At 71.7% G+C, this 22850-nt stretch carries 22 protein-coding genes; 13 read left to right on the top strand and 9 right to left on the bottom strand.

Annotated elements, in window-relative coordinates; genetic code table 11:
* Positions 1 to 30: 30 nt before the first annotated feature.
* Together ABZY20_RS31330 and ABZY20_RS31335 are read right to left on the bottom strand one after the other, a co-directional pair.
* The gene (locus ABZY20_RS31330; RefSeq protein WP_356445906.1) at positions 31 to 996 is read right to left on the bottom strand and encodes an amino acid ABC transporter permease; all 966 of its coding nucleotides are present in this window, start codon (positions 994 to 996) and stop codon (positions 31 to 33) included.
* A gap of 2 nt (positions 997 to 998) precedes the next feature.
* A complete protein-coding gene (locus ABZY20_RS31335; protein ID WP_356445908.1) occupies positions 999 to 1946 on the bottom strand; it encodes an ABC transporter substrate-binding protein in 948 nt (315 codons plus the stop codon).
* A gap of 345 nt (positions 1947 to 2291) precedes the next feature.
* Between ABZY20_RS31335 and ABZY20_RS31340 the strand changes: the two genes are divergently transcribed.
* The 4 genes from ABZY20_RS31340 (at position 2292) to ABZY20_RS31355 (ending at position 6562) form a co-directional block, all read left to right on the top strand.
* Complete coding sequence (locus ABZY20_RS31340; RefSeq protein ID WP_356445910.1) at positions 2292 to 2969, top strand: TetR family transcriptional regulator; 678 nt, start codon at positions 2292 to 2294, stop codon at positions 2967 to 2969.
* Positions 2970 to 3116: 147 nt separating this feature from the next.
* The gene (locus tag ABZY20_RS31345; RefSeq protein WP_356445912.1) at positions 3117 to 4265 is read left to right on the top strand and encodes an alkane 1-monooxygenase; all 1149 of its coding nucleotides are present in this window, start codon (positions 3117 to 3119) and stop codon (positions 4263 to 4265) included.
* 157 nt (positions 4266 to 4422) lie between these two features.
* Positions 4423 to 5613, top strand: coding sequence for an FAD-dependent oxidoreductase (locus ABZY20_RS31350; protein WP_356445914.1), 1191 nt, complete (start codon positions 4423 to 4425; stop codon positions 5611 to 5613).
* A gap of 10 nt (positions 5614 to 5623) precedes the next feature.
* Positions 5624 to 6562 (top strand): sigma-70 family RNA polymerase sigma factor, encoded by a 939-nt coding sequence (locus tag ABZY20_RS31355; protein WP_356445916.1) that lies wholly within the window; start codon positions 5624 to 5626, stop codon positions 6560 to 6562.
* A gap of 84 nt (positions 6563 to 6646) precedes the next feature.
* Here ABZY20_RS31355 and ABZY20_RS31360 read toward each other — a convergent pair whose 3' ends face one another.
* A complete protein-coding gene (locus ABZY20_RS31360) occupies positions 6647 to 6931 on the bottom strand; it encodes a hypothetical protein (RefSeq protein ID WP_356445918.1) in 285 nt (94 codons plus the stop codon).
* A 267-nt stretch (positions 6932 to 7198) separates the two neighbouring features.
* On the opposite strand from ABZY20_RS31360, the gene ABZY20_RS31365 reads away from it, so the two are divergent.
* Positions 7199 to 8011, top strand: coding sequence for a helix-turn-helix transcriptional regulator (locus ABZY20_RS31365; RefSeq protein ID WP_356445920.1), 813 nt, complete (start codon positions 7199 to 7201; stop codon positions 8009 to 8011).
* Between the two features lie 30 nt (positions 8012 to 8041).
* Here ABZY20_RS31365 and ABZY20_RS31370 read toward each other — a convergent pair whose 3' ends face one another.
* Both ABZY20_RS31370 and ABZY20_RS31375 read right to left on the bottom strand, forming a co-directional pair.
* Entirely contained in the window at positions 8042 to 9187 is a 1146-nt protein-coding gene (locus tag ABZY20_RS31370) for a DUF6596 domain-containing protein (protein WP_356446055.1), read from the bottom strand.
* A gap of 8 nt (positions 9188 to 9195) precedes the next feature.
* Complete coding sequence (locus ABZY20_RS31375) at positions 9196 to 9603, bottom strand: YciI family protein (RefSeq protein ID WP_356445922.1); 408 nt, start codon at positions 9601 to 9603, stop codon at positions 9196 to 9198.
* A gap of 172 nt (positions 9604 to 9775) precedes the next feature.
* Between ABZY20_RS31375 and ABZY20_RS31380 the strand changes: the two genes are divergently transcribed.
* Positions 9776 to 10201: a VOC family protein gene (locus ABZY20_RS31380; protein WP_356445924.1), complete on the top strand. Its 426-nt coding sequence runs from the start codon at positions 9776 to 9778 to the stop codon at positions 10199 to 10201.
* A gap of 93 nt (positions 10202 to 10294) precedes the next feature.
* On the opposite strand, the gene ABZY20_RS31385 is transcribed toward ABZY20_RS31380, so the two are convergent.
* The 4 genes from ABZY20_RS31385 to ABZY20_RS31400 form a co-directional block, all read right to left on the bottom strand.
* A complete protein-coding gene (locus tag ABZY20_RS31385) occupies positions 10295 to 11734 on the bottom strand; it encodes a GH1 family beta-glucosidase (protein ID WP_356445926.1) in 1440 nt (479 codons plus the stop codon).
* A 137-nt stretch (positions 11735 to 11871) separates the two neighbouring features.
* Positions 11872 to 12792, bottom strand: coding sequence for a carbohydrate ABC transporter permease (locus tag ABZY20_RS31390; protein ID WP_356445928.1), 921 nt, complete (start codon positions 12790 to 12792; stop codon positions 11872 to 11874).
* A 12-nt stretch (positions 12793 to 12804) separates the two neighbouring features.
* Entirely contained in the window at positions 12805 to 13791 is a 987-nt protein-coding gene (locus ABZY20_RS31395) for a sugar ABC transporter permease (RefSeq protein ID WP_356445930.1), read from the bottom strand.
* A gap of 97 nt (positions 13792 to 13888) precedes the next feature.
* Positions 13889 to 15199, bottom strand: coding sequence for an extracellular solute-binding protein (locus ABZY20_RS31400; protein WP_356445932.1), 1311 nt, complete (start codon positions 15197 to 15199; stop codon positions 13889 to 13891).
* 338 nt (positions 15200 to 15537) lie between these two features.
* Here ABZY20_RS31400 and ABZY20_RS31405 point away from each other — a divergent pair, with 338 nt between their 5' ends.
* From ABZY20_RS31405 to ABZY20_RS31435, 7 genes are all read left to right on the top strand, one after another.
* The gene (locus ABZY20_RS31405) at positions 15538 to 16551 is read left to right on the top strand and encodes a LacI family DNA-binding transcriptional regulator (protein WP_356445933.1); all 1014 of its coding nucleotides are present in this window, start codon (positions 15538 to 15540) and stop codon (positions 16549 to 16551) included.
* Positions 16552 to 16729: 178 nt separating this feature from the next.
* A complete protein-coding gene (locus ABZY20_RS31410; protein WP_356445935.1) occupies positions 16730 to 18163 on the top strand; it encodes a DUF1254 domain-containing protein in 1434 nt (477 codons plus the stop codon).
* Between the two features lie 253 nt (positions 18164 to 18416).
* Positions 18417 to 19589, top strand: coding sequence for an ATP-binding protein (locus tag ABZY20_RS31415; RefSeq protein WP_356445937.1), 1173 nt, complete (start codon positions 18417 to 18419; stop codon positions 19587 to 19589).
* Positions 19590 to 19609: 20 nt separating this feature from the next.
* On the top strand, positions 19610 to 20437 hold the full coding sequence (locus ABZY20_RS31420) for a roadblock/LC7 domain-containing protein (RefSeq protein ID WP_356446057.1): 828 nt from the start codon (positions 19610 to 19612) through the stop codon (positions 20435 to 20437).
* A complete protein-coding gene (locus tag ABZY20_RS31425) occupies positions 20430 to 20816 on the top strand; it encodes a DUF742 domain-containing protein (RefSeq protein ID WP_356445939.1) in 387 nt (128 codons plus the stop codon). Before ABZY20_RS31420 ends, ABZY20_RS31425 begins: the two co-directional genes overlap by 8 nt.
* 5 nt (positions 20817 to 20821) lie before the next feature.
* Positions 20822 to 21382, top strand: coding sequence for an ATP/GTP-binding protein (locus tag ABZY20_RS31430; RefSeq protein WP_356445941.1), 561 nt, complete (start codon positions 20822 to 20824; stop codon positions 21380 to 21382).
* Positions 21383 to 21393: 11 nt separating this feature from the next.
* Positions 21394 to 22767 carry a cytochrome P450 gene (locus tag ABZY20_RS31435; protein ID WP_356445943.1) on the top strand — a complete coding sequence of 458 codons (1374 nt, stop codon included), beginning with the start codon at positions 21394 to 21396 and terminating at the stop codon, positions 22765 to 22767.
* Positions 22768 to 22850: the final 83 nt, after the last annotated feature.

Below are 22850 nucleotides of genomic sequence, written 5' to 3' on the forward strand. Positions count from 1 at the left end.
GCACGCTCTCGTCGTGCGGCGTGGGGGCGCTCACCGGCCCGCCTCCTTCTTCTTCACGCGCGCGGGCCGGACGGCTCCGCCGAGCAGGCGCCGCAGCGGGGAGACGTGCTGGGCGCGGGCGGTGCCGCGGCCGTAGCGGCGCTCCAGGTACGCCTGCGGGACGCCGAGTACGGTGACCAGGGCGAGGTACCACAGGCTCGCGACGACGAGCATGGGGATGACCTGGTAGTTCTGGGCGTACACGTCCTGGATGTTGGACATCAGGTCGTGCGCGGAGATGACCGAGACCAGGGCGGTCATCTTCAGCATGTTGATGGTCTCGTTGCCCATCGGGGGGATGATGACCCGCATCGCCTGGGGCAGCACGATGCGCCGCATGGTCAGGGCGGGGCGCATGCCCAGGGAGTGCGCCGCCTCGGTCTGGCCGGGGTCGACGGACTGGATGCCGGCGCGCACGATCTCCGAGGCGTAGGCGGCCTCGTTGAGCCCGAGGGCGAGCAGTGCGGCGACGGCGGGGGTCAGCAGGGAGTTCGTCTCGGCCTGGAAGAAGGTGATGTCGGTGAAGGGGACACCGATCATCACGTACTTGTACAGCGCGGCCGCGTAGCCCCAGAAGATGATCTGCACGAGCAGCGGGGTGCCGCGGAAGATCCACACGAAGAAGGTGGCCAGGCCGTACAGGACGGGGCTCGGGGACAGCCGCATGACCGCGATGAGCGTGCCCAGGGCGAGTCCGAGGACCATGGCGGCGGCGGTCAGCCACAGGGTGGTGACCAGCCCGTCGAAGATGAGGTCGGCGAAGAGGTACTCACCGACGATGTCCCAGCGCAGGTTCTCGTTCTTGGCCAGCGAGCCGGCCAGTCCGACGAGTGCGGCCAGGGCCGCCGCGGCGGCCACCCAGCGGCCGTAGTTGCGCACCGGCACGACGACGAGGTCCTCCGCCTGGCGCCCCGGGGCGGGCGCCGCGGTGTTCCGGGGTGTCTTCAGCTCGACCATGCTCAGTCGACCGCCGCGTTCCTGGTGGCTTCCTTCACCGCGATGGAGGCGACGCCGTACTTGTCGTAGATCTTGGTCACGGTGCCGTCGTCGATGAGGGCCTGCAGGGCCTTCTGGATCGCGTCGGTCAGTTCGGGCAGGCGCTTGGTGATGGCTATGCCGTTGGGCGAGGCGTTGTAGCCGCCGGGTGCGGCGGGGTCCTCGACGAGGTCGAAGATCTTGCCGCCGTCGGCGGTCTTGGCGGTCCAGCCGGCGGCCGGCTTGGTCAGCAGCTGGGCGACGACCTTGCCCGAGCGCAGGGCGAGCTGGGCGTCGGAGTCCTTGGGGTAGGTCTCGATGTCGATGCGCCCGCGGCCGGCCTTGCCGCATTCGGCCTGGTGGCTCTTGAGCAGGTCCAGCTGGTTGGTGGCGGCCTGCACCGCCGCCTTGCGCCCGCACAGGTCGTCGAGGGTGGCGATCTTCTCGGGGTTGCCCTCGGCGACGAGGATGCCGGAACCGGACTGCGAGTAGTCGACGAAGTCGACCACCTTCTGCCGTTCCTTGTTGTCCGTGATGGCCGACATCGCCACGTGGAACTTGCCGGCCTGGAGCGCGGGGACGATTCCGTCGAACTTCTGCGGGGTGAAGGCGAACCGCACGCCGAGCTTGGCGCCCAGAGCCTGGCCCAGGTCGTAGTCGAGGCCGGTCAGCTCGCTCTCGCCCTCCTTGACGTACATCTCGAAGGGCGGGTAGGGCACGTCGGTGGCGACCTTGACGGTGCCCGACTTCTTGATCTCCTCGGGCAGCGCGTCGTGCAGCGCGGGATCCTTCTCGATCTTCACACCGGCGACGGTGAGCTCGCTGCTCGCGGCCGGTGCGGAGTCGTCGCCGCCGGAGCAGGCGGCGAGCGCGGAAAGGACGGTGGTCACGGCGGTGGCGGCCGCCAGGCGACGGGCCGTGCGAGCGTTCATGGGGATCGGACCTCTCGGATGCCTTCGCCGGCGGAGGCGCCGCCGACTGCTCTGGGAAGTTACAGAATCTCTTCAGGATTGGCTAGACGTATCGCACGTTACATTCGTGCCACGCGGCGCACACCGCCCTCCGCGACGGGCGGAGGCGCTGCTCAGCCGTGGCTCCATGGGCGCGAGTCCGGCCCACCGAAGGAGTTGTGCGGTACATATCGACGATCCGCGCGCCATCTGTACCATCCGATAGAACACACGCATCCTCGTCCTGACACCTCGTCAGAGTGCTGGCACCGCCGTGTCATCGGCGCCGCAGCAGCGCATGGATGCGAGGAGAGACGAGGAGACGTCGTGGAGGACACACCGTTCGCCGCAGCCACCGGTCACGCTCCGGCGGTGGCCCTGCCGCCGCGGGAGGCGTGGCGGAGGAAGATGCGCGACGACGTCCTGGACGCGGCGCGCGCCATGGCGGCGGAGAAGGGCTGGGACGCGGTGAGCCTGTCGCAGGTGGCGGCCCGGGCGGAGGTGTCGCGGCCCACGGTGTACAAGGAGTTCGGCAGCCGCGGCGGCCTGAGCCAGGCGCTGGTGCACCGCGAGGCGGAGCGCTTCCTCGGCGGAGTGGACCTGGCCCTGCGGCAGCCGGCGCCCACGCCGTCGGACGCCCTGGCCTCCGCCGTCCTGCACGCCCTCCGGGAGGCCCGGGAGAACGTGCTCGTCGCCTCGGTGGTCGCGGCGGCCCGCAACGGCACCGATTCCCTGCTGCCGTACCTGACGGCCCGCTCGGAGCCGGTGGTCACGGGCGCCCGGCACCTGGTGCGGTCGTGGTGCGAGATCCACTACCAGGAGTTCGACACCGAACGGACGGAGCAGGCGGCCGACGTCATCGTGCGGCTGACCCTGTCGCACATCGTGCTGCCGCCGCTCGGTCACACGCTGCGCGAGTCGGCGGACCTCATCACCGCGGCGGCCATGGGGGTGCTGACGCGGCCGGCGGACCGGCCGTTACCTGACGCGTCGTCAAAACATTGACAGTGTGTCCCCGATTGTCAGCGCTCGCCGCCGGTGCCACGCTCTGCCGGGTCCGGACCCCGTGGTCCGCCGCGTGCCTCCCCGGCCGCAGCGGCTGCCCGGTGTCCGCCCTTCCCCGGAGCCGAACGCCGCGAGGAGCCCAGCCCGATGACCGCACCGTCGACGACGCCCCCTGCACATCCGGCCGGCACACCCTGGCGCGACCGCAAACGGTATGCCTGGCTGCTCGGCCTGGCGGTCCCCACCCTGCCCTTCCAGGCGGCGGCGCTGGTCGCGGTCGGCGACTGGCCCGTCCTGTGGTGGTGGGGGCCGTTCTTCGCCTTCGTGCTCATTCCGCTGCTCGACGCCCTGATCGGCCCCGACCAGGAGAACCCCCCGGACGAGGCGATCCCGCTGCTGGAGGAGGACCGGTACTACCGCTGGTGCACGTACCTGTACCTGCCCCTGCAGTACGCCGGGCTGCTGTACGCGTGCCTGCTGTGGTCCCGGGGCATGAGCGTGCCGGACGCGCTGGGGCTGGCCGCGACGGTGGGTGTCGTCGCCGGGGTCGCCATCAACACGGCGCACGAACTCGGGCACAAGCGGGAGACGGTGGAACGCCGTCTGGCCCGTCTCGCCCTGGCCCAGTCGGCCTACGGCCACTTCTACGTCGAGCACAACCACGGTCACCACATACGCGTCGCCACCCCCGAGGACCCGGCCAGCTCGCGGCTCGGCGAGAGCCTGTGGGCGTTCCTGCCGCGGACGGTCGCGGGCAGCGCGCGGTCGGCCTGGCGTCTGGAGACCCGCCGGCTGCACCGCCGCCGGCACCGCACCTGGTCGTTCCGCAACGAGGTGCTGACCGCGTGGGGACTGACCGTGGTGCTGTTCGCCGCGCTCACGGCCGGATTCGGCCCCGTGGTCCTGCCCTACCTGCTCGTCCAGGCGGCATGCGGCATCCTGCTGCTGGAGACGGTCAACTACCTGGAGCACTACGGCCTGTTGCGCGAACGCCGCCCGGACGGGCGCTACGAACGGGTCGCTCCCCGCCACAGCTGGAACAGCAACAACACGACCAGCAACATCTTCCTGTACCAACTGCAGCGGCACTCCGACCACCACGCGAACCCGCTGCGCCGCTACCAGACACTGCGCCACTTCGAGGAGGCGCCGCAACTGCCCTCCGGCTACGCATCCATGATCGTCCTGGCCTGGGCGACGCCGCTGTGGCGGCGGGTGATGGACCCCAAGGTGCTCGCGCACTACGGCGGCGACGTGACGCGGGCCAACGCCCGGCCCGACCGGGCGAGGCACTGAGCCGCACGCCTCGGCAGCAGACATACAGGGCGACCCCGGTCTCGCGCGCCCTCTCGGCCGGGGACCGGCGCCCGTGGCCCAGGTCACATCCGGCTCCTGTCAGGAATCGGGGCGCCGTCTCGTTCAAGGGGCACGCGCACGAGACAGGAGCATCACCATGAAGCACCGCATCGTCGTCCTCGGCGCCGGGTACGCCGGGGCCTTCGCCGCCGGCAGCCTGGCCCGCCGGCTCTCCCCCGCCGACACCGAGATCACCGTCGTCAACGCCGTGCCCGACTTCGTCGAGCGCATGCGGCTGCACCAGCTCGCCACCGGGCAGCAGCTCGGCGTCCGCAAGCTCGCCGACGTGTTCGCGGGCACCGGCGTACGGCTGCGCCTGGCGCGCGTCACCGGCGTCGACCCCGGGCGCCGGACCGTCGCCGTGACCGGCGCGGACGGCGCCGGCGAACTCGGGTACGACACGCTGCTCTACGCGCTCGGCAGCTCGGTGGCCCGTCACGGCCTGCCCGGCGTGGCCGAGCACGCCTTCGACGTGTCCGGCCTGTCCTCGGCACTGCGTCTGCGCGAGCGCCTGGCCGGCCTGCGGGCAGGGGGCACCGTGCTGATCGTCGGTGAGGGGCTGACCGGCATCGAGACCGCCACCGAGGTCGCCGAGGCCCGGCCGGACCTCTCGGTCGCGCTCGCCGCCCGCGGCGAACCGGGAGCCTGGCTCTCCCCGAAGGCCAACCGTCACCTGCGCCGGGCCTTCGACCGGCTCGGCATCACCGTCCACGCGCACACCGGCGTCGCGGCCGTCGAACCGACCCGCGCCCTCACCACCGGCGGAGGGTCCCTCCCGGCCGACGTGACCGTGTGGGCGGCCGGGTTCGCCGTGCGTCCCCTCGCCGCCGCCGGCGGCCTGGAGGTCACGGACAGCGGCCGGATCGTCGTCGACCGCACCATGCGCTCGGTGTCGCACCCGGACGTCTACGCCGCCGGCGACAGTGCCCACGCGATCGGCGACAACGGCCGGCCGCTGCCGATGTCCTGCGCCTCGGCCGGTTACACCACCATGCAGGCCACCGCCGCGATCATCGCGCGCCTGACGGGCGGCGAGGTTCCCACGGTGGCCCTGAAGTACCACGGCAACCACATCAGTCTCGGGCGGCGGGACGCGATCATCCAGGTGGTGGACGAGGAGGCCCGGTCGAAGTCCTGGTACGTGGGCGGCCCGGCCGCCGCACGGATCAAGTCGGGCGTGCTGAGGACGGCCGGCTGGGGCATCGCCCACCCGACCTTCGGCATGCCCGCGCGGCGGCGCCGCCTGGCCACCGCGCCGGAGCGGAGCGGTGTGAAGGCCGCCGCATAAGGTGCTCGGCATGGACAGCGCAGCCCTCGATCGGTTCGAGGCCGGCCGCGGCCGGCTGGCCTCGCTCGCGTACCGCCTGCTCGGCTCGGCCGCCGACGCCGAGGACGCCGTGCAGGACACCTTCCTGCGCTGGCAGGCCGCGGACCGCGACCGGATCGAGGTGCCGGAGGCGTGGCTGACGAAGGTCCTCACCCGTCTCTGCCTGGACCGGCTCCGCTCGGCGCAGATGCGGCACGAACGCGCGGCCGGTGACTGGCTGCCCGAGCCGCTCCTCGAGGGCGACCCGATGCTCGGTCCCGCCGACACCTACGAGCAGCGCGAATCGGTGTCGCTGGCGGTGCTGACCCTCATGGAGCGCCTCTCACCGGTCGAGCGGGCCGTCTACGTCCTGCGCGAGGCCTTCTCGTACAGCCACGCCGAGATCGCCGGGATGCTCGACATCACCGAGGCGGCGAGCCAGCAGCACGCCCACCGGGCCCGTCGCCGGGTCACCGCCGGGCGCCGCCGGGACGGCGAGGCCGACCCGGCGTCCGCGCGCCGCGTCGTCGAGGAGTTCCTCGCCGCCGCCACGTCGGGGCGCACCGAACGGCTGGTGGCGCTGCTCACCGACGACGTGACGGCGGTCTCGGACGGCGCCGGACTGAGCAAGCGGCTGCTGCGCCTTGAGACCCGCGAGCGGGTCGCCTCCTTCGCGCGGGCCGGTTTCCGGCCCACGGAGGCCAAGCGGCGCCTGGCCGGCGGCACGCCCGCGATGCACATCGCGCTGGTCAACGGCTCCCCCGCGGTCCTCGCCGTCGTCGACGGCCGGATCGCGGGCGCCGTGGCGTTCGACGTCAGCGACGGCAAGGTCGCGGCCCTGCGCGGCATCGCCGCCCCCGACCGGCTCGCCCGCCTCAACCACGCCTGGCGGCACCATGAACCCGGAATGCCGGTCATCACCGCGTGGTGATGACCGGCCGGCGACCCGGGCGGTGTGCGCCGCCGGTGGCTTCCTCCGGTGCGAGCCGGGGAAGCCACCGGCGGGGTCACGTGCTCAGCGGTTGGTCCACAGGTTCCACTTCCAGGGCCACATGGTGCCCTCGGCGCACTGGTAGCGGTCCCAGTGGCCGCGGTCGATGCCCTGCTGGCCGGCGGTCTGGCAGCCGCTGAGGGTCATGTACTTGCCGCGGTGGACGTCGAGGCTGTCGGCCGCCTTGAGGGTGGACACCTGCTGGGACGCCGTGAGGGGTGCGGCCACGGCCGGCGCCGCCGCGCCCAGGGTGCCGAGTCCGATGACGGTGAGGGTCGCGAAGGCGGACAGTGCGGTGCGTACACGCATGGTGAGGTTCCTTTCGGTGAGGGGTGCGGGCCGTCCGTACCAGGAGGGTCGGCGCGGCCCAGGAGTGCCGGCACGCTCACCCTCGGGGGTGATCCGCCGAGCCGGTATGCCGAGTTTGCGCAGGAAACGACACCCCTACAACCAGATCCCGGTTGCTTCACCGATGTCGGGATAAATACAGTCCTGACCTGCTGGGACGTGCCTGTCCCGGGACACGGGACAACCGGCGGGACGCTGTCGCTCCCCCTTGCGGAAAGGGCCCGATCGATGACCGGCCAAGGACCAGAGGCCCGCGCGGCGGCACGGAAGCTGGGAGCAGCCCTGCGGACCCTGCAGCAGCAGTCGGGGCGGACGCTGCGCAGCCTGGAGGCGCAGGTCCGGATCAGCGACTCGTCCCTCTCCCGCTACTTCCGCGGCGAGACCGTGCCGTCCTGGCCCGTGGTGCGGGACCTGTGCCGCGCGCTGGGCGCGGATGCCGCCGAGTACCGGGCCCTGTGGGAGGCCGCCGGCCCCGCCCGCGGCGAGGCGCCGGCCGCCACCGCCCCGGTCGGCGGTGACGAGGCGGATGCGTCGCCCCTGCCTGGGCCCGCCCCGTGGCGCCGCCTGCGCGCGCGGTGGTCACGGGGCCGGGTCGTCGCGGCGACGGCTGCCGTCGTCGTCGCCGGTGGACTCGTGGCGGCACTGCTGCTCCTGCTGCCCGCACCGGGCGGGCCCGACGGCACGCCCTCGCAGGGCGCGGCGGCGGGCACCGGGACGACCGGCAGTGCCGGCGCCCTCGTCCACAACGTCGAGACGGCATGCCAGAAACCCCGTATCCGCAAGTGCGCGCTGTCTCTGGCGTACAGCCCCTACCGCCCCTACAACACGACCAACTCCGCCGGCCGCGTCTGGCACGAAGACCTGCTCCAGGCCCACTGCACCGTGGCCAACGGCGTCACCGTCACCGACGAGGAGCACCAGCACACCAGCATCTGGATCCAGGTCTCGCACGAGGGAAAACGGCTGTGGCTCCCGGGGATCCGTGTCCGTCCCGACGATCTGACCCAGCTGACGACCGTCCTGCCGACCTGCACGCCCTGAGCGCGCGAGGCCTGCCCGCTGCGGGAGACGTCAGCGGCGGCGGGCGTTGAGCCGGGCGGCCTGGCGCATCAGGTGGTCGCGCTCGGCGAGGTCGGGAGCCTTCCGGGCCGCCTCGGCGTACAGCCGTGCCGCCGTCGCCGGATCGCCGTCGCGTTCGTGGAGGTGCGCCGCCACCGCGGTGTGGCGGGGCAGTGAGTCGTCCAGCGCCGCGAGGGCCGCCAGCCCGGCGCGCGGTCCGTCGGCCTCGCCGACGGCGACCGCGCGGTTGAGCCGGACGACGGGGCTGTCGGTCAGGCGTACGAGTTCGTCGTACCACTCGACGATCTGCACCCAGTCGGTCTCCTCGGCGGTGGGGGCGTCGGCGTGCAGCGCGGCGACGGCGGCCTGGGCCTGGTACTCGCCCAGCCGGTCGCGGGCCAGGGCGGCCTGCAGGATCTCCACGCCCTCGGCGATCAGGCCGGTGTCCCAGCGGCCCCGGTCCTGCTCGGCGAGCGGCACCAGGCTGCCGTCGGGCGCGGTCCGGGTGGCACGGCGGGCGTGGTGGAGCAGCATGAGGGCGAGCAGCCCGGCGACCTCGGGGTGGTCGATGCGGGCCGCGAGCTGCCGGGTGAGCCGGATGGCCTCGGCGGCGAGGTCGACGTCGCCCGAATAGCCCTCGTTGAAGACCAGGTAGAGGACGCGCAGCACGGTGGCGACGTCGCCGGGCTTGTCGAACCGCACGCCGGCCACCGTGCGCTTGGCCCGGCTGATGCGCTGCGCCATGGTCGCCTCGGGCACCAGGTAGGCCCGCGCGATCTGGCGGGTGGTCAGCCCGCCGACGGCGCGCAGCGTGAGCGCCACCGCGGACGACGGCGTCAGCGAGGGGTGGGCGCACAGGAAGTAGAGCTGGAGCGTGTCGTCCACCGCGGGGCCGGGCTCGGGCGCCGGCTCCTGCTCGACGACGAGGCCCTCACGCCGGCGGCGGGCGGCGTCCGCCCGGGCCTGGTCGAGGAACTTGCGCCAGGCGACGGTGACCAGCCAGCCCCTCGCGTCCCGCGGCACCTCGGCGGGCCAGACCCGGATCGCCTCGACCAGCGCTTCCTGCACGGCGTCCTCGGCCGCCGCGAAGTCGGCTCCGCGGCGGACGAGGGCGGTGAGCACGCTCGGCGTGAGGCTGCGCAGCAGGGCCTCGTCCATCGGGGCGGTCACTCCGTGATGGTGGGCGGAGCGGTCAGGAACGGGCGCACCTCCAGCCACTCGTGGATCGGCTTGCCGCCCGCCCCCGGTGCCGCCGAGAGCTCCCCCGCCAGCTCGACGGCACGCTCCTGGCTGTCGACGTCGATCACCATCCAGCCCGCGATGAGGTCCTTGGTCTCGGCGAACGGGCCGTCGGTGACCGGCGGGCGCCCCTCGCCGTCGTAGCGGACCCACATCCCGTCGGGGGCGAGCGCCTGCCCGTCGACGAACTCGCCGCTCTGCTCCAGCCGGGCCGCGAAGTCGTTCATGTACTGCAGGTGTGCCGAGATCTCCTCCGGCGTCCAGCGGTCCATCGGCACGTCGTTCACCGCGGCCGGAGCGCCACGGTAGTGCTTGAGCAGCAGGTACTTGGCCATCGTCGTTCTCCCGGGTGCTGGTGCGACCCATTGTGGTCGCGTTCTTCCAGGGGACGTAGCCGATCATGGGTTCTCGACATCGCCGCGTGGACTTTTTCCGGGCTTTCGTGGCGGCGACCGGGTGAACCCGCTCGTGGTGTCCGGGGGTGATCGCCCTTGCTATCGTGCGCCGATGTCATCGATCAGGCAGTTCCAGGTCACCTTCGACTGCGCGGAACCCGAGCGCGTCGCCCGCTTCTGGTGCGAGGTGCTGGGGTACGTGGTGTCACCCCCGAAGGGGTTCGCCACGTGGGATGAGTTCGATCGCTCGCGGCCGCCCGAGGACCGCGGTTCGTGGTGTGCCTGCGCCGACCCCACGGGCGTGGGCCCGCGCCTGTTCTTCCAGCGCGTTCCCGAGGACAAGGTCGTCAAGAACCGGGTGCATCTCGACGTGCGGGTCGGCACCGGGCTCGTCGGACAGGAGCGGCTGGCCGCGCTGGAGGCGGAGTGCGCGCGGCTGCTCCCGCTGGGCGCGGTACGCGTGCGGCTCCTGGCGGACGACAACGATTCCTGCATCGTGATGCAGGACGTGGAAGGCAACGAGTTCTGCCTCGACTGAGCGCCCGCCGCGCCCGCCCCCGTCCGCCGCGGGTGCGGCGGACGGGGGCCCGCCCGTGGTGCGGCGCGGGCCGAGCGGGCCGCGCCGGGCCGGTCAGGCGCCGGGCAGCACGCCGGTGCGGGCGACCTCGGCGTACCAGCGGGCGCTGGCCTTGGGGATGCGGGTGCCGGTCGGGTAGTCGACGTACACGGCGCCGAAGCGCTTGCTGTAGCCGTGGGCCCACTCGAAGTTGTCCAGCAGGGACCACAGGAAGTAGCCGCGCACGTCCACGCCGTCCACGATCGCCTGGTGGACGGCGGCGAGGTGGCCGCGCACGTAGGCGATGCGGGCGGGGTCGTTGACCTGGCCCGAGGGGTCGGCGTAGTCGTCGAAGGCGGCGCCGTTCTCGGTGATGATCAGCGGCAGCCGCGGGAAGTCGGCGGCGAGGCGGTGCAGCAGGTCGTAGAGGCCGCTGGGGTCGACGGCCCAGCCCATCGCGGTGGTGTCGCCGGGCGGCTGGTGGAAGGCGACGCGGTCGGCTCCGGGCCAGGGGCTGTGCGGGCTGTTGCCGTGCCCGTCGGAGGTGTGCGTGCCGCTGCCGTCGGTCTCGGAGACCACGGTGGGGGTGTAGTAGTTGACGCCGAGGAAGTCCAGCGGCTGGTGGATGCGCGCCAGGTCGCCGTCCTGGACGAAGGACCAGTCGGTCAGTTCGGCGGTGTCCTTGAGCAGGTCCTCCGGGTAGGCGCCGCGCAGCATGGGACCGGTGAAGACCCGGTTGGCGAGCGCGTCGATGCGGCGGACCGCGTCGGCGTCGCCGTCGCTGCCCGTGAGGGGCCTGACGTGGTGGATGTTGAGCGTGACGGAGACCTGTGCGTCGGCGCGGAGGTTCTCGCGCAGCGCCTGGACGGCCAGGCCGTGCGCCAGGTTGAGGTGGTGGGCCGCGCGCAGGGCGGCGACCGGGTCGGTGCGGCCGGGGGCGTGCACGCCGGATCCGTAGCCGAGGAAGGCGCTGCACCAGGGCTCGTTGAGCGTGGTCCAGGTCTTCACCCGGTCGCCGAGGGCGTCCGCCGCGAGGGCCGCGTACTCGGCGAACCGCTCGGCCGTGGCGCGCTCGGGCCAGCCGCCGGCGTCCTCCAGTTCCTGGGGCAGGTCCCAGTGGTAGAGGGTGGCGACGGGCTGGATGTTCTTCTCCAGCAGTTCGTCGGCCAGGCGCCGGTAGAAGTCCAGGCCCTTCTGGACGGCCGGTCCGCGGCCGGTGGGCTGGATCCGGGGCCAGGCCAGGGAGAAACGGTAGGCGCCCAGGCCGAGTTCGGCCATGAGGGCGACGTCCTCGCGCCGGCGGTGGTAGTGGTCGGTGGCGATGTCACCGGTGTCACCGTTGCGGACCCGGCCGGGGGTGCGGGCGTAGGTGTCCCAGATGGACGGGGTGCGGCCGTCCTCGGCGGCGGCCCCCTCGATCTGGTAGGCGGCCGTCGCGGAACCCCAGAGGAAGTTCCGGGGGAAGGTACGGGCGGGGTCCGGGGTGGACGGGCTCTGCTGTGCTGCGGTGACCACGTAAGTCCTTTCGGGGTGCGGGGCGGTGGTGCGCGCGGGCGCGTGGCGGCCGGCGGGGGTGGGGTGCGGGCGCGCCGGAGCACCGGAGGGCCGGGCGGGGTGCGGGCCCGGCCCGGGGCCGGTCGTGCGGCGGCGGGTCAGCCCTTGACGGCGCCCGCCATGATGCCGCTGACGATCTGGCGGCCGAAGACGATGAACATCGCCAGCAGCGGCAGCGTGCCGAGCAGCGCTCCGGCCATGATCAGCGACTGGTCGCGGACGTAGCCCGCGCTGAGCTGGGTGAGGGCGACGGGGACCGTCGGGTTGGTCATGTCCAGGACCACGAAGGGCCAGAAGAAGTCGTTCCAGGCGTGCACGAACGTGATCATGAACAGCACGGCCATCGCGGGCCGGGCGACGGGCAGCACGATGGACCAGAAGATCCGCAGCGAGTGCGCCCCGTCGACGCGTCCGGCCTCGACGAGCTCGTCCGGCAGGGCCTCGGAGAGGTACTGCCGCATGAAGAACACCCCCACCGCGCTCACCAGCGTCGGGAAGATGACGGCGGGCAGCTGCTGCGACCAGCCCAGCTCGGCCATCATCATGAACAGCGGTACGACGCCGAGCTGCGGCGGCACCATCATGGTGCCGATCACCAGCATCAGCAGGGCGTTGCGCCCCTTGAACCGCAGCTTGGCGAAGGCGAACCCGGCGAGCGTGGCGAACAGGACCGTGGACAGGGCGATCACCCCGGCCACGATCAGGCTGTTGATCATGGCCTTGCCCATCGCCGCCTCGTCCCAGGCCCGGGCGAGGTTGCTGAACAGGTTCGGGCCGGGCAGGAAGGGCGGCGGTGTCTGGCTGACCCGGGTGTTGTCGGTGGAGGCGGCGACCATCGTCCAGTACAGCGGGAAGATCGACAGCAGCGCCATCACGGCGAGCAGCACATAGGCGAGGGGACCGGCGTGGTGCTGACGGCCGGCGCGCTGGCGCAGCAGCCGGCCACCGCGGCCGGCCGGCTTCCCGGCGGAGGTGCGGGCCGCGGTGCCGGTCCGGGCCGGGAGACTCTCAGTGGTCATGGTGACTCCAGGTCAGGACGTGCGGGAGCGCAGCCGCTTGACGGCTCGCTGCACCAGGAAGGCGAGGACGAGCAGCAGGAACATCGCCCAGGCGACGGTCGCCGAGCGGCCCATCTGGTAGTTCTTCCAGCCCTCCTCGTACAGCAGCAGGCCCAGCGTCTGGTACTGGTTGTCCGCGCCGCCGGTGATCCCGTTGGGGCCCTGGCCGAAGATCAGCGGCTCGCCGAACAGCTGGGTGGCGCCGATCGTGGAGAGCACGATGGTGAAGACGATGGTGGAGCGGATCCCGGGGACGGTGACGTGCGTGAACTGCTTCCAGCGGGAGGCGCCGTCCAGGGAGGCCGCCTCGTAGCGGTCGGCGGGGATGGCCTGCATCGCGGCGAGGTAGAGCAGCGCGTTGTAGCCGGTCCAGCGCCAGATGACGATGGTGGAGATGGCGACCTGGGCGGGCCACTTGTCGGCCTCCCAGTCCACGGGGTCGATCCCGACCACGCCGAGCGCCCAGTTGATCATGCCGAAGTCACGCTCGAAGATCATCGTGAAGACGAGGGCGGCCGCGGCGACCGAGGTGGCGTACGGGACGAGCGAGGCCACCCGGAAGAACAGCGAGGCGCGCATCCGGTAGTTGAGCAGGTGCGCCAGCCCGAGGGCCATCAGCAGCTGCGGCACCGTGGAGATGACGCCGATGGTGATCGTGTTCCGCAGCGCGTTCCAGAACCGCGCATCACCCCACAGCTCCACGTAGTTGTCGAACGCCACCCACTGCATGACGTCGAGGGTGGCCAGCTCCACGTCGTGCAGGGAGATCCACGACGTGTAGAGGAGGGGGTAGAAGCTGAACGCGGCGAAGACCACGAAGAACGGCGCGACGAACACGTACGGGGCGCCCTTGAGGTCGAGGCGGTGCAGGAGCGCGCCGCGCCGCCGGGCGGCGCCCTTGTCCGGGGACGGCCCCGCGGGCTCGTCCCCGGCCAGGACCGGGGTGGTGGAGGTGGCCACCGGGAGTTCCTTCCTGAAGGCGGGTGGGTGAGCCGGGCGCCGGGCCCGCCGGCGAGGGGCGGGCGGGCCCGGACGGCCGCGGCGAGGGGGGCGGTGGTCAGCCGACCGCCTTCTCGATGCGCTCCGTGGTGGTCTGCCACGCCTTGTCCCGCGCGGTGCCCTGCTGCTCGATGAGGGTCAGGCCCTGGGAGAAGGTGTCCTTGATCGTGCCGTCCTTACGGCCGAGGACCTGCTTGTCCGGTATCTCCTGGGCGGCGGCGCCGAAGATCTCGCCGATCGGCGCGTCGCTGAAGTAGGCCGACTTGGCGTTCTTCACATCCGCGTTCTCCAGCGCCTGGCGCGAGGACGGGATGTTGCCGATCTCCTTGAAGATGTGGGCCTGCTGCTCCGGTGCGGTCAGCCAGGCGACGAGCTTCTTGGCCTCCTCCTTGACCGGGCTCTGCTCGATCACGCCGAGGAAGGAGCCGCCCCAGTTGGCGCCCTTGGGGGCCCTGGCCACGTCCCACTTGCCCTTGTTCGCCGCACCGGCCTTCTCGCTGATGTGGCTCAGCATCCAGGCCGGGCACACGGCCGTGGCGAAGGTGCCGTTGGCCAGTCCGGGGTCCCAACCGGGCTGGAACTGGCGGAGCTTGGCCGTCAGGCCGTCCTCCGCCGCGTCGGCGGCGAGGCCCCAGGCCTCCTTGACGACCGGGTTGGAGTCGTAGATCAACTCGCCCTTCTCGTCGTAGAACTGCTCGGAGTGGCCGTAGACCATGGCGTTGAACAGGCCGCTGGCCGCGTCCATGTAGGCCACGCGGTCACCCTTGAAGTCCTTCTTGAAGGTGCGGCCCACCTCGACGTACTTCTTCCAGTCGCCCTCCCAGAGCTTGGCGACCTCCTCGCGGTCGGTGGGCAGGCCCGCCTTCTCGAAGTAGTCCTTGCGGTAGCAGACGGCCATCGGGCCGATGTCGGTGCCCAGGCCCAGCACCTTGCCGTCCCCGGTGCTGATCTGCGACTGCTTCCACGGCAGGAAGTGGTCGGTGCCGGACACGTCGGAGAAGTCGGCGAACTTCGCCGCCTGCGTGTCGGTGATCTCCTTGGCCCGCCCGATCTCGATGCCCTGGATGTCCTTCAGGCCCTTGCCGGCGGCGAGCCGGGTCTGCAGCGCGGTGTAGTACGTCTGCTCGTCACCGGCGATCTCGGCCTTGATGTCCACCTCGGGGTTCTCCTTCTCGTACTGCTCGAGAAGGCCCGTCTCCTTGATGCCCATCACCCCGTACAGGCCCATGGTGATGGTGACCTTGCCGTCCTTCTTGCCCCCACCGGTGGCCGCGTCGTCGCTGCCGCCGCAGCCGGCGACCAGCGCCAGCGCGCTCACGGCCGCGGCCGTCGCCACCGCCTTTCTGCGCAACGAACCGAAAGTGCCCATGGATCTTCCTCCTACGACGGCTCCGACACAACGGAGAGACGAGTTCAGCGCCGGCCACCGCGACCACCGAGAGGGCGGGAGCGAGGACGGACGACGGCTCCGACCGAGCCGGTGGGAACGTGCCCAATTTGGGGTGGGCACGTTCCCACCGGCGCATCGAAGACTCGTGGGCGGGGGGCGGATCTGTCAATGACTTGAACGCAACTCTTCGCGGGCGCCGCCCGCCGGGCCGGTTCCTCCTTGATCCCGGGGTGCCCGGCCGGTGGCCGCGTCTGCAAGAATTGCCGCAGGTCACCTCCGCGGCAGGCACCGCCGCCGCGACGCCCAGGGGGAAGCGCATGTCCGGCACCCGCCGCCCAACGATCAAAACGGTCGCCGCCCGCGCCGGCGTGGGCCGCACCACCGTCTCCCGGGTCGTCAACGGCTCCGACCTGGTCAGCGCCGACGCCCGCGCCCGGGTCCTCGCGGCGATCAAAGAGCTCAACTACGTCCCCAACTCCGTCGCCCGCGGCCTGGTCACCAACCGCACCAACGCCGTGGCCCTGGTGATCCCGGAGTCGGAGAGCCGGCTCGGCTCGGAGCCGTTCTTCGCCGCGCTGATCCGCGGCGTCAGCGGTGCCCTCGCCGAGAGCCGCACCCAGCTGCAGCTGATGCTCGTCCGTGACCAGGCCGAACGCGACCAGCTCACCGAGTCGGTGGCGACCCGCCGGGTGGACGGCGTCCTGCTGGTCTCCGTGCACTCCACCGACCGGCTGCCGGGCATGCTGGAGGAGATGGGGCTGCCCACGGTGCTCGCGGGCCGCCGCGACGCCGGCGAGCAGCTCAGCTACGTCAACGCCGACAACACCGGCGGCGCCGTCGCGGCCGTACGGCACCTGCTGGAGCGCGGCCGGCGCCGCGTGGCCACCATCACCGGCCCGCTGGACATGGACGTCGGCCGCAGCCGCCTCGCCGGCTGGCGCACCGCCCACCGCGAGGCGCAGCTCCCCGCGTCCGAACTGCTGGTCGAGGAAGGCGACTTCACCGAGGAAGGCGGCAGCCGCGCCATGCGTTCGCTTCTTGAACGCGCCCCCGCCCTCGACGCGGTCTTCGCCGCCTCGGACCTCATGGCGGTCGGCGCCCTGGCCGAACTCCGCCGGCAGGGGCGGCAGGTCCCGGGGGACGTGGCCGTCGTCGGATTCGAGGACTCCGTCCTCGCCCGCCACACCAACCCGCCCCTGACGACGGTGCGCCAGCCGGTGGAGGAGCTGGGCCGGACCATGGCCCGCATCCTGACCGACATCACCCGGCACGGCGCGCCCCGGCAGCAGCTGACGCTGCCGACGGAGCTGGTGGTGCGCGAGTCCTCCTGACCACGGAGCCGGGGTCGTACCGGAGCGCGGGCGGTCACCCGGTGTGGGAGGGATCTTCCGGAGCGTGGTGCGGGCGTCCGGCCGGCGGAGCCGTCGGCGCTACGGATGCGCCCGCCCGTCCGCTCCCGGACACTGGTGTCAGCGGAGCCGACGGCACGGCCGATGAGGTGAACCACCGATGTCGCATGCGACCACGACCCCCGTCCCGCCCGGCATCGAGTGCCCCGACGAGGTGCACACCCGGCTCGGGACGCTGAGGTTCTCCGACGGTTTCCCGGACGAGGCAACGGCCCGGACGCTGTTCGACAACCTCGACTTCCAGCGCGCCGTCCAGGGGTACCTGCTGGGACTGGCCCCGGTGGACATGGCGGTGATGCGCCGGGCGCTGCTGCGCTGGGGCCCGGCGAACTCCGCGATGGCGATCTGGGAGGACCTGGTCCACCCGCGCTTCATCGGGCTCGTGTACAACACCAGCACGTCCTACTGCTACTCGTGGCTCGACCTCCGTGCCGGGCCCCTGGTCGTCGAGGTGCCGCCGGGCGTGTACGGCGGGATCGACGACCACTGGTGCCGGTGGGTCGTCGATCTCGGCCTGACCGGGCCCGACCGCGGCGAGGGGGGCCGCTACCTGCTCGTGCCGCCCGGCTACGACGGTGACGTCCCCGACGGCCATGTGGTGGTGCGGCCGCGCACCTACGGCAACTTCCTGGCCCTGAGGGGTTTCCGCGACGAACACGGCGACCCCCACCCGGCGGTCGAGAACGTCAAGGCCGGCACCCGCGTGTACGCGCTCTCGCGGGCCGACGCCCCACCGCCGATGCGTTTCGTGAACGTCTCCCCCGAACCGGCCGTCGCCGTACCGCCCTCGGACCAGCGGTTCTGGCAACTGCTCAACGAGGTCGTGCAGTCGGAGCCACCCGAATCGGCCGACCCGATCACCCTGGGGATGTTCGCCTCCCTCGGGATCCACAACGGCGAGCCCTTCGACCCGGACGAGCGGATGCGGGCCCTCCTGACCGAGGCGGCGGCGGTGGGCGACGCCACCGCCCGCGCCCTCACCTACCGGTTCCGCCAGCGCGAGGCCTATTACTATCCGGGCAGCGCCTGGCGCAAGGGCTTCCTCGGCGGCTACGCGTCCCAGGACCGGGGAGCGGCCCTGCTGGACTCCGCCGCCCAACTCTACTTCTGGGGCGGCTCGGTGAGTCCGGCGTGGGACCGGAAGATGGTCGGCACCGGTTCGCAGTACGCGTTCGCCTTCGTCGACGCCACCGGCACCCCCTTCGACGGCGGCCGGAGCTACCGGCTCCATGTCCCGCCGGCGGTTCCGGTCAACAACTTCTGGTCGGTGATCGTCTACGACACCCAGACCCGGTCCATGCTGCGCACCGATCAGGAATGGCCCTCGGTGACCAGCCAGGACCAGGACCTCCTCGTGAACGAGGACGGCTCCGTGGACGTCCTCTTCGGGCCCGGACCGCCCGGCGACGACGGCCGCAACCGGATCCGGACCCTGCCCGGCAAGGGCTGGTTCACGATGTTCCGGCTCTACGGGCCCCTCGACCCGTGGTTCGACAAGACCTGGCGACTTCCGGACATCGTCCGGGTTACGTGACGGCGACCGTCGTCCCTCGTCAACGCCCCTTGGTGGGAACCCGCGTTGATCGTGTGAAGCCCGAAGGAGTGACCACAGGGCGCCGCGCTTGACGGTGATAGCATTCCGCCGTCTGCGACCTTGATCCACTTATGCTCAGGGCCCTGAACCCGAACGCGCTGAGCCCCCCTTGTGCAGTGCCCTGGACGGGTTGCGGATCCTTGCGAGGCGTACCCCGTCGACGCCCGCATGCTACGCGCCGGGAAAGGTTTCCATGACTCAAGACGTGCTTCTTTGGTGCCTGGTTGCGATTGCGGTGACAGCCATAGCCGCGGTCGTGGCGCTCGTGCTCCGCAGCAGAGGCGTGATGAGGAGGAAGAAGGAGTCCGAGAACGAGCTGCAGGCGCGGCTGCAGTACAACCAGAGCGAACTGGGCCGTCTGCAGGCTGAGTTGTCGCGTCTCAAGAACGAGCAGGACGGTGTCATCCGCCAGGCGGAGCAGGCGGCCGAGGAGAACATCAAGGCGGTCCTCAAGGGCGCCGCGCGCTTCCTGCAGAGCCTCGCGGCCGAGCAGACGACGCTGCTGGACGGGGTCCAGCGCGAGTACGGCGGCCACCCGGTCCTGAACGACCTGATGGACATCACCCACGCCAACGCCCAGATGGCCCGCAAGGCCCAGGGCATCGCGGTCATGTGCGGGGCGCCCCTGGGCCGCCGCAACCAGCCGGCCAGTGTCTACGACGTCGTCCGCAGCGCGCAGAGCCAGATCCGCAACTTCCAGCGCGTGGAGATCATGCAGCCCAGCGGCATCGCGCTGAAGGCCTCGGCCGTCGCGCCGGTCGCACTGGCCGTCGCCGAACTGCTGGACAACGCCGCCAGCTTCTCCCAGGCGGACGCTCCGATCGAGGTGACCTTCCGTCAGGTCCAGCAGAACCTGTGCATCATCATCGACGACGCCGGAGTCGGCATGGGCGACGAGGACCGGCAGCGGGCGAGCGCGCTGCTGTCCGGTGACGACGTCCCCCGGCTGTCCCAGCTGGGCACCCAGCCGAAGTTCGGCTTCCCGGTGATCGGCCTGATCGCCCGCCAGTACGGCTTCAAGGTGGACGTCACCGGTGTCTCCCGGTACGGCGGCGTACGGGCCGTCGTCCTGCTGCCCGAGGAGCTGTGGACCATGGAGGAAACCCCCTCGACCCCGGAGGCGGCGCCCGTCAGCAGCATCCGGCCGGTGGAGCCCCGCAATCCAGCGCGCACGGCGAACGGCCTGCCGAAGCGCGGAGCACGCATGTCGTCCATCGGTGACTCCCCCGCGGCGGACCAGCCGGCCAGGCGAGCCGTCCGGCGCCGCGGCACCGGCAGCCTGGGCGCCCTGCAGCGCGGCACCCAGACCGGGCGTGATGTGGCCTCCCTCGACACCCCCATGTCTGAAGGGTCCGAAAACGCATGAGTACGACCGACCTGTCGTGGATGGTGCAGGACATCGTGACCAACGTGCCCAAGGCACGGCACGCTGTGGTCCTGTCCGCCGACGGCATTCCGCGCGGCTCCACGGACGGCCTGACGCCGAAGGACGTGGGGACCGTCTCGGCGGCCATGGCCGGGATGCAGTCCCTCAGCCGCGCCACCGCCCATTTCGCCGGTCCCTCGCAGGCCCGGGAGTGGATCCAGACGGTCATCGAGTTCCAGCACGGCTGGGTCTTCCTGATCGGGGCCGGGCAGGGCGCCTATCTGGCCGCCGCCGCCGAGCCCGACGTCGACATGGAGCAGCTGTCGTTCCGCATGAACCGGCTGGTCGCCCGGCTGGGCAACAACCTCACGGCCCCGCCCCGGGTGACCCCCGCCGACGCGCAGCGGGCCGGGGACGACCCCCAGGGGCAGCAGGGCGAAGCGGGCAGGTCCGTGACCGTACTGCCGCAGCTGGACCGGGCGGTGGCCTCGGTGCCGGGTGCCCTGCACGCCCTGCTGCTCGGCGCGGACGGTCTGCCGCGCGGCGCCAGCGCCGGGATCGACAGGGACCTCGCGGACACCATCTCGGCGGCCATGACGGGCATCCACGCCTACAGCAGGGCGACCGCGCCCTTCGCGGGCGGGGCACTGGACGACGAGTGGAGCCAGACGGTCATCGAGTTCCAGCACGGCTGGGTCTTCCTGATCTCGGCGGGTGAGGGCGCCTTCCTCGCGGCGGCCGCCGAACACGACTGTGACATCGAGGAGTTCACCGCACGACTGAGTGACGCGATGCCCGCGTCGGCTTCGCTGCCGCTCGCGCGGGGGGAAGGGGCCACCGATGCATGACGACCCGTCCGACGAGCTGGAGCTGACCGCCCCGTTAGTCCCGTTCTTCGTCATGGCCGGGGGCCGCGTACTGCCCCGGGACAGCGAGTACGAGCACACCACGATGATCACGGCCCAGGACCACGCCCTGGCCGCGGTGCGCACCCTGGCCCCGGAAGCCCGCGCGGTCATGGACCTGCTCGCGGACGGGTACCTCTCGGTCGCCGAGGTCGCCGCCCACACCCAGTTGCCTCTGGGCATCGTGCGCATCCTGCTGGCCCGGATGGCCGAGGACGACCTGATCCATGTGCGCAATCCGGTGCCGCACGCCGAACGCCACGACCCCGCCCTGCTCACCGCCGTGCTCCATGGCCTGGAGCGCATACGAACCGGAGCGTAAGTCCCGTGTATCTGGATCCCAAGGTCTCCCGCTCCGTCAAAGTCCTGGTGGTGGGCCACTTCGCGGTGGGCAAGACCACCTACATCGGCAGTGTCTCCGAGATCGAGCCGCTGCAGACCGAAGAGGAGATCACCGAGGCCAGCGAGGGCCTCGACGACCTCTCCGACACGCCGGACAAGACGACCACGACCGTGGCGATGGACTTCGGCCGTCTCACCCTGAGCGACGACCTGGTCCTCTACATCTTCGGAACGCCCGGGCAGGAACGGTTCAAGCAGATGTGGGAGGGCCTGTCCAGGGGAGCGCTGGGAGCGCTCGTCCTGGTCGACCCGGAGCGGCTGGAGGAGACCTTCCCCATCCTGGACCTGGTCGAAGCCTTCGGCCTGCCCTACGTCGTCGGGGTCAACACCTTCGACGGCAGGACCCACTTCCCGCTGCCCGAGGTGTGCGAGGCCCTCAACCTCTCCGAGGAGACGCCGGTCATCGACTGCGACGTCCGCGACCAGGACTCCTCGATGCAGGCCCTCATCACCCTCGTGAAGCACCTCTTGTCCTCACTCGGCTAGGAGCCACCACCATGCAACAACCCCTCGAGCCGACGGGGACACCTGCCGGCTGCCCCGCACACGGCAACATCCCGCTGTACGGCCCCGAGTTCGGCTCCGACCCCGAGCGTGTCTACGACAAGCTGCGCTCGATGGGTCACAGCGCCCCGGTCGACATCGCGCCGGGCGTCGAGGTCGAGCTGGTGACCAGTTACGACGCCAGCCTGTACATCCTGCAGAACCCGACGCTGTTCGTGCGGGACTCCCGCCGCTGGAACGCCCTGAACGAGGGGCGGGTTCCGGAGGACAGCCCGGCCCTGCCCATGATGGGGTACCGCCCCAACGCCCTGTTCAGCGACGGCGCGGCGCACGCCCGGCTGCGGCAGGCGGTCACGGAGAGCCTCGCCACCGTCGACCAGAACCGGCTCATCAGGCTGACCCAGCAGTCCGCGGACTATCTGATCAGCCGTTTCAGCTCCGAGCCCCTCGGCCAGGCCGAGCTGATGGCCGCGTACGCCCAGCCGCTGCCGCTGCTGGTCTTCGGCGACCTGTTCGGCTGCCCGCCGGAGCTGGGTGACCGGGTCATCGCCGGCATCACCGGCATCTTCCAGGGCACCCCGGGCGCCGACGAGGTCCTGGGCGGCGCGCTCGCCGAACTGATCGCGCTCAAGCGCCGGCAGCCCGGCGAGGACCTCACCACCCGGCTGATGGTGCACTCCGCCCGGCTGAGCGACGAGGAGGTGCTGCACCAGCTGGTGACCCTGCTCTCCGGCGGCACCGCTCCCCTGGCGGCCGCGATCGGCACGAGCGTCGCGCTGTACCTGAGCGACGACTGGCCGGTCGGCCTGCCCGCCGAGGACGCCGTGGTGAAGACCCTGTGGAACTACGCCCCGATCGCCAACTACGCGGGGCACTACCCCACGCAGGACGTCGAGTTGGGGGACCGCACCCTGCGGGCGGGCGATCCGGTGCTGATCTCCTTCGCGGCGGCCAACACCGACCCGAAGCTGACCCAGCATCGCGAACAGCTCAGCCCCAAGGCGCATCTCGCCTTCGGTGCCGGTCCGCACGCGTGCCCGGCGAAGGACCCGGCGTTCATGATCGCCGCGACGGCCGTGGAGTCGCTGCTCAACCGGCTGCCCGATGTCGAGATGCGCGTCCCTTTCGGCGAACTCGCCTGGGTGGCCGCCCCCTGGAGCCGCACGCTGGTCACCGTGCCCATCCAGTACAGCCCGCGCACCGTGCCGCAGGCCGCCGGCCGTCCCGCGCCGCCGTCCGCCGCGCAGGGGGCGCACTCCCCCGCGAGCGTTCCGCAGCCGCCCACGGCACACCGGCCGGCCCACGCCGCATCGCGTCCGAAGGGCGGGCTGTTCAGCCGCTTCCGGGCTTGGATGAATGGCGAGTGATGTAAGTAACTATATGAGACTGCAGTGTTACTGTATGACTCAACTTTTGATCGGGTACGGATAGCGGCTGGCAGAAAGGAGCC

Source organism: Streptomyces sp. NPDC006624, from assembly GCF_040611555.1.
GTDB lineage: Bacteria > Actinomycetota > Actinomycetes > Streptomycetales > Streptomycetaceae > Streptomyces.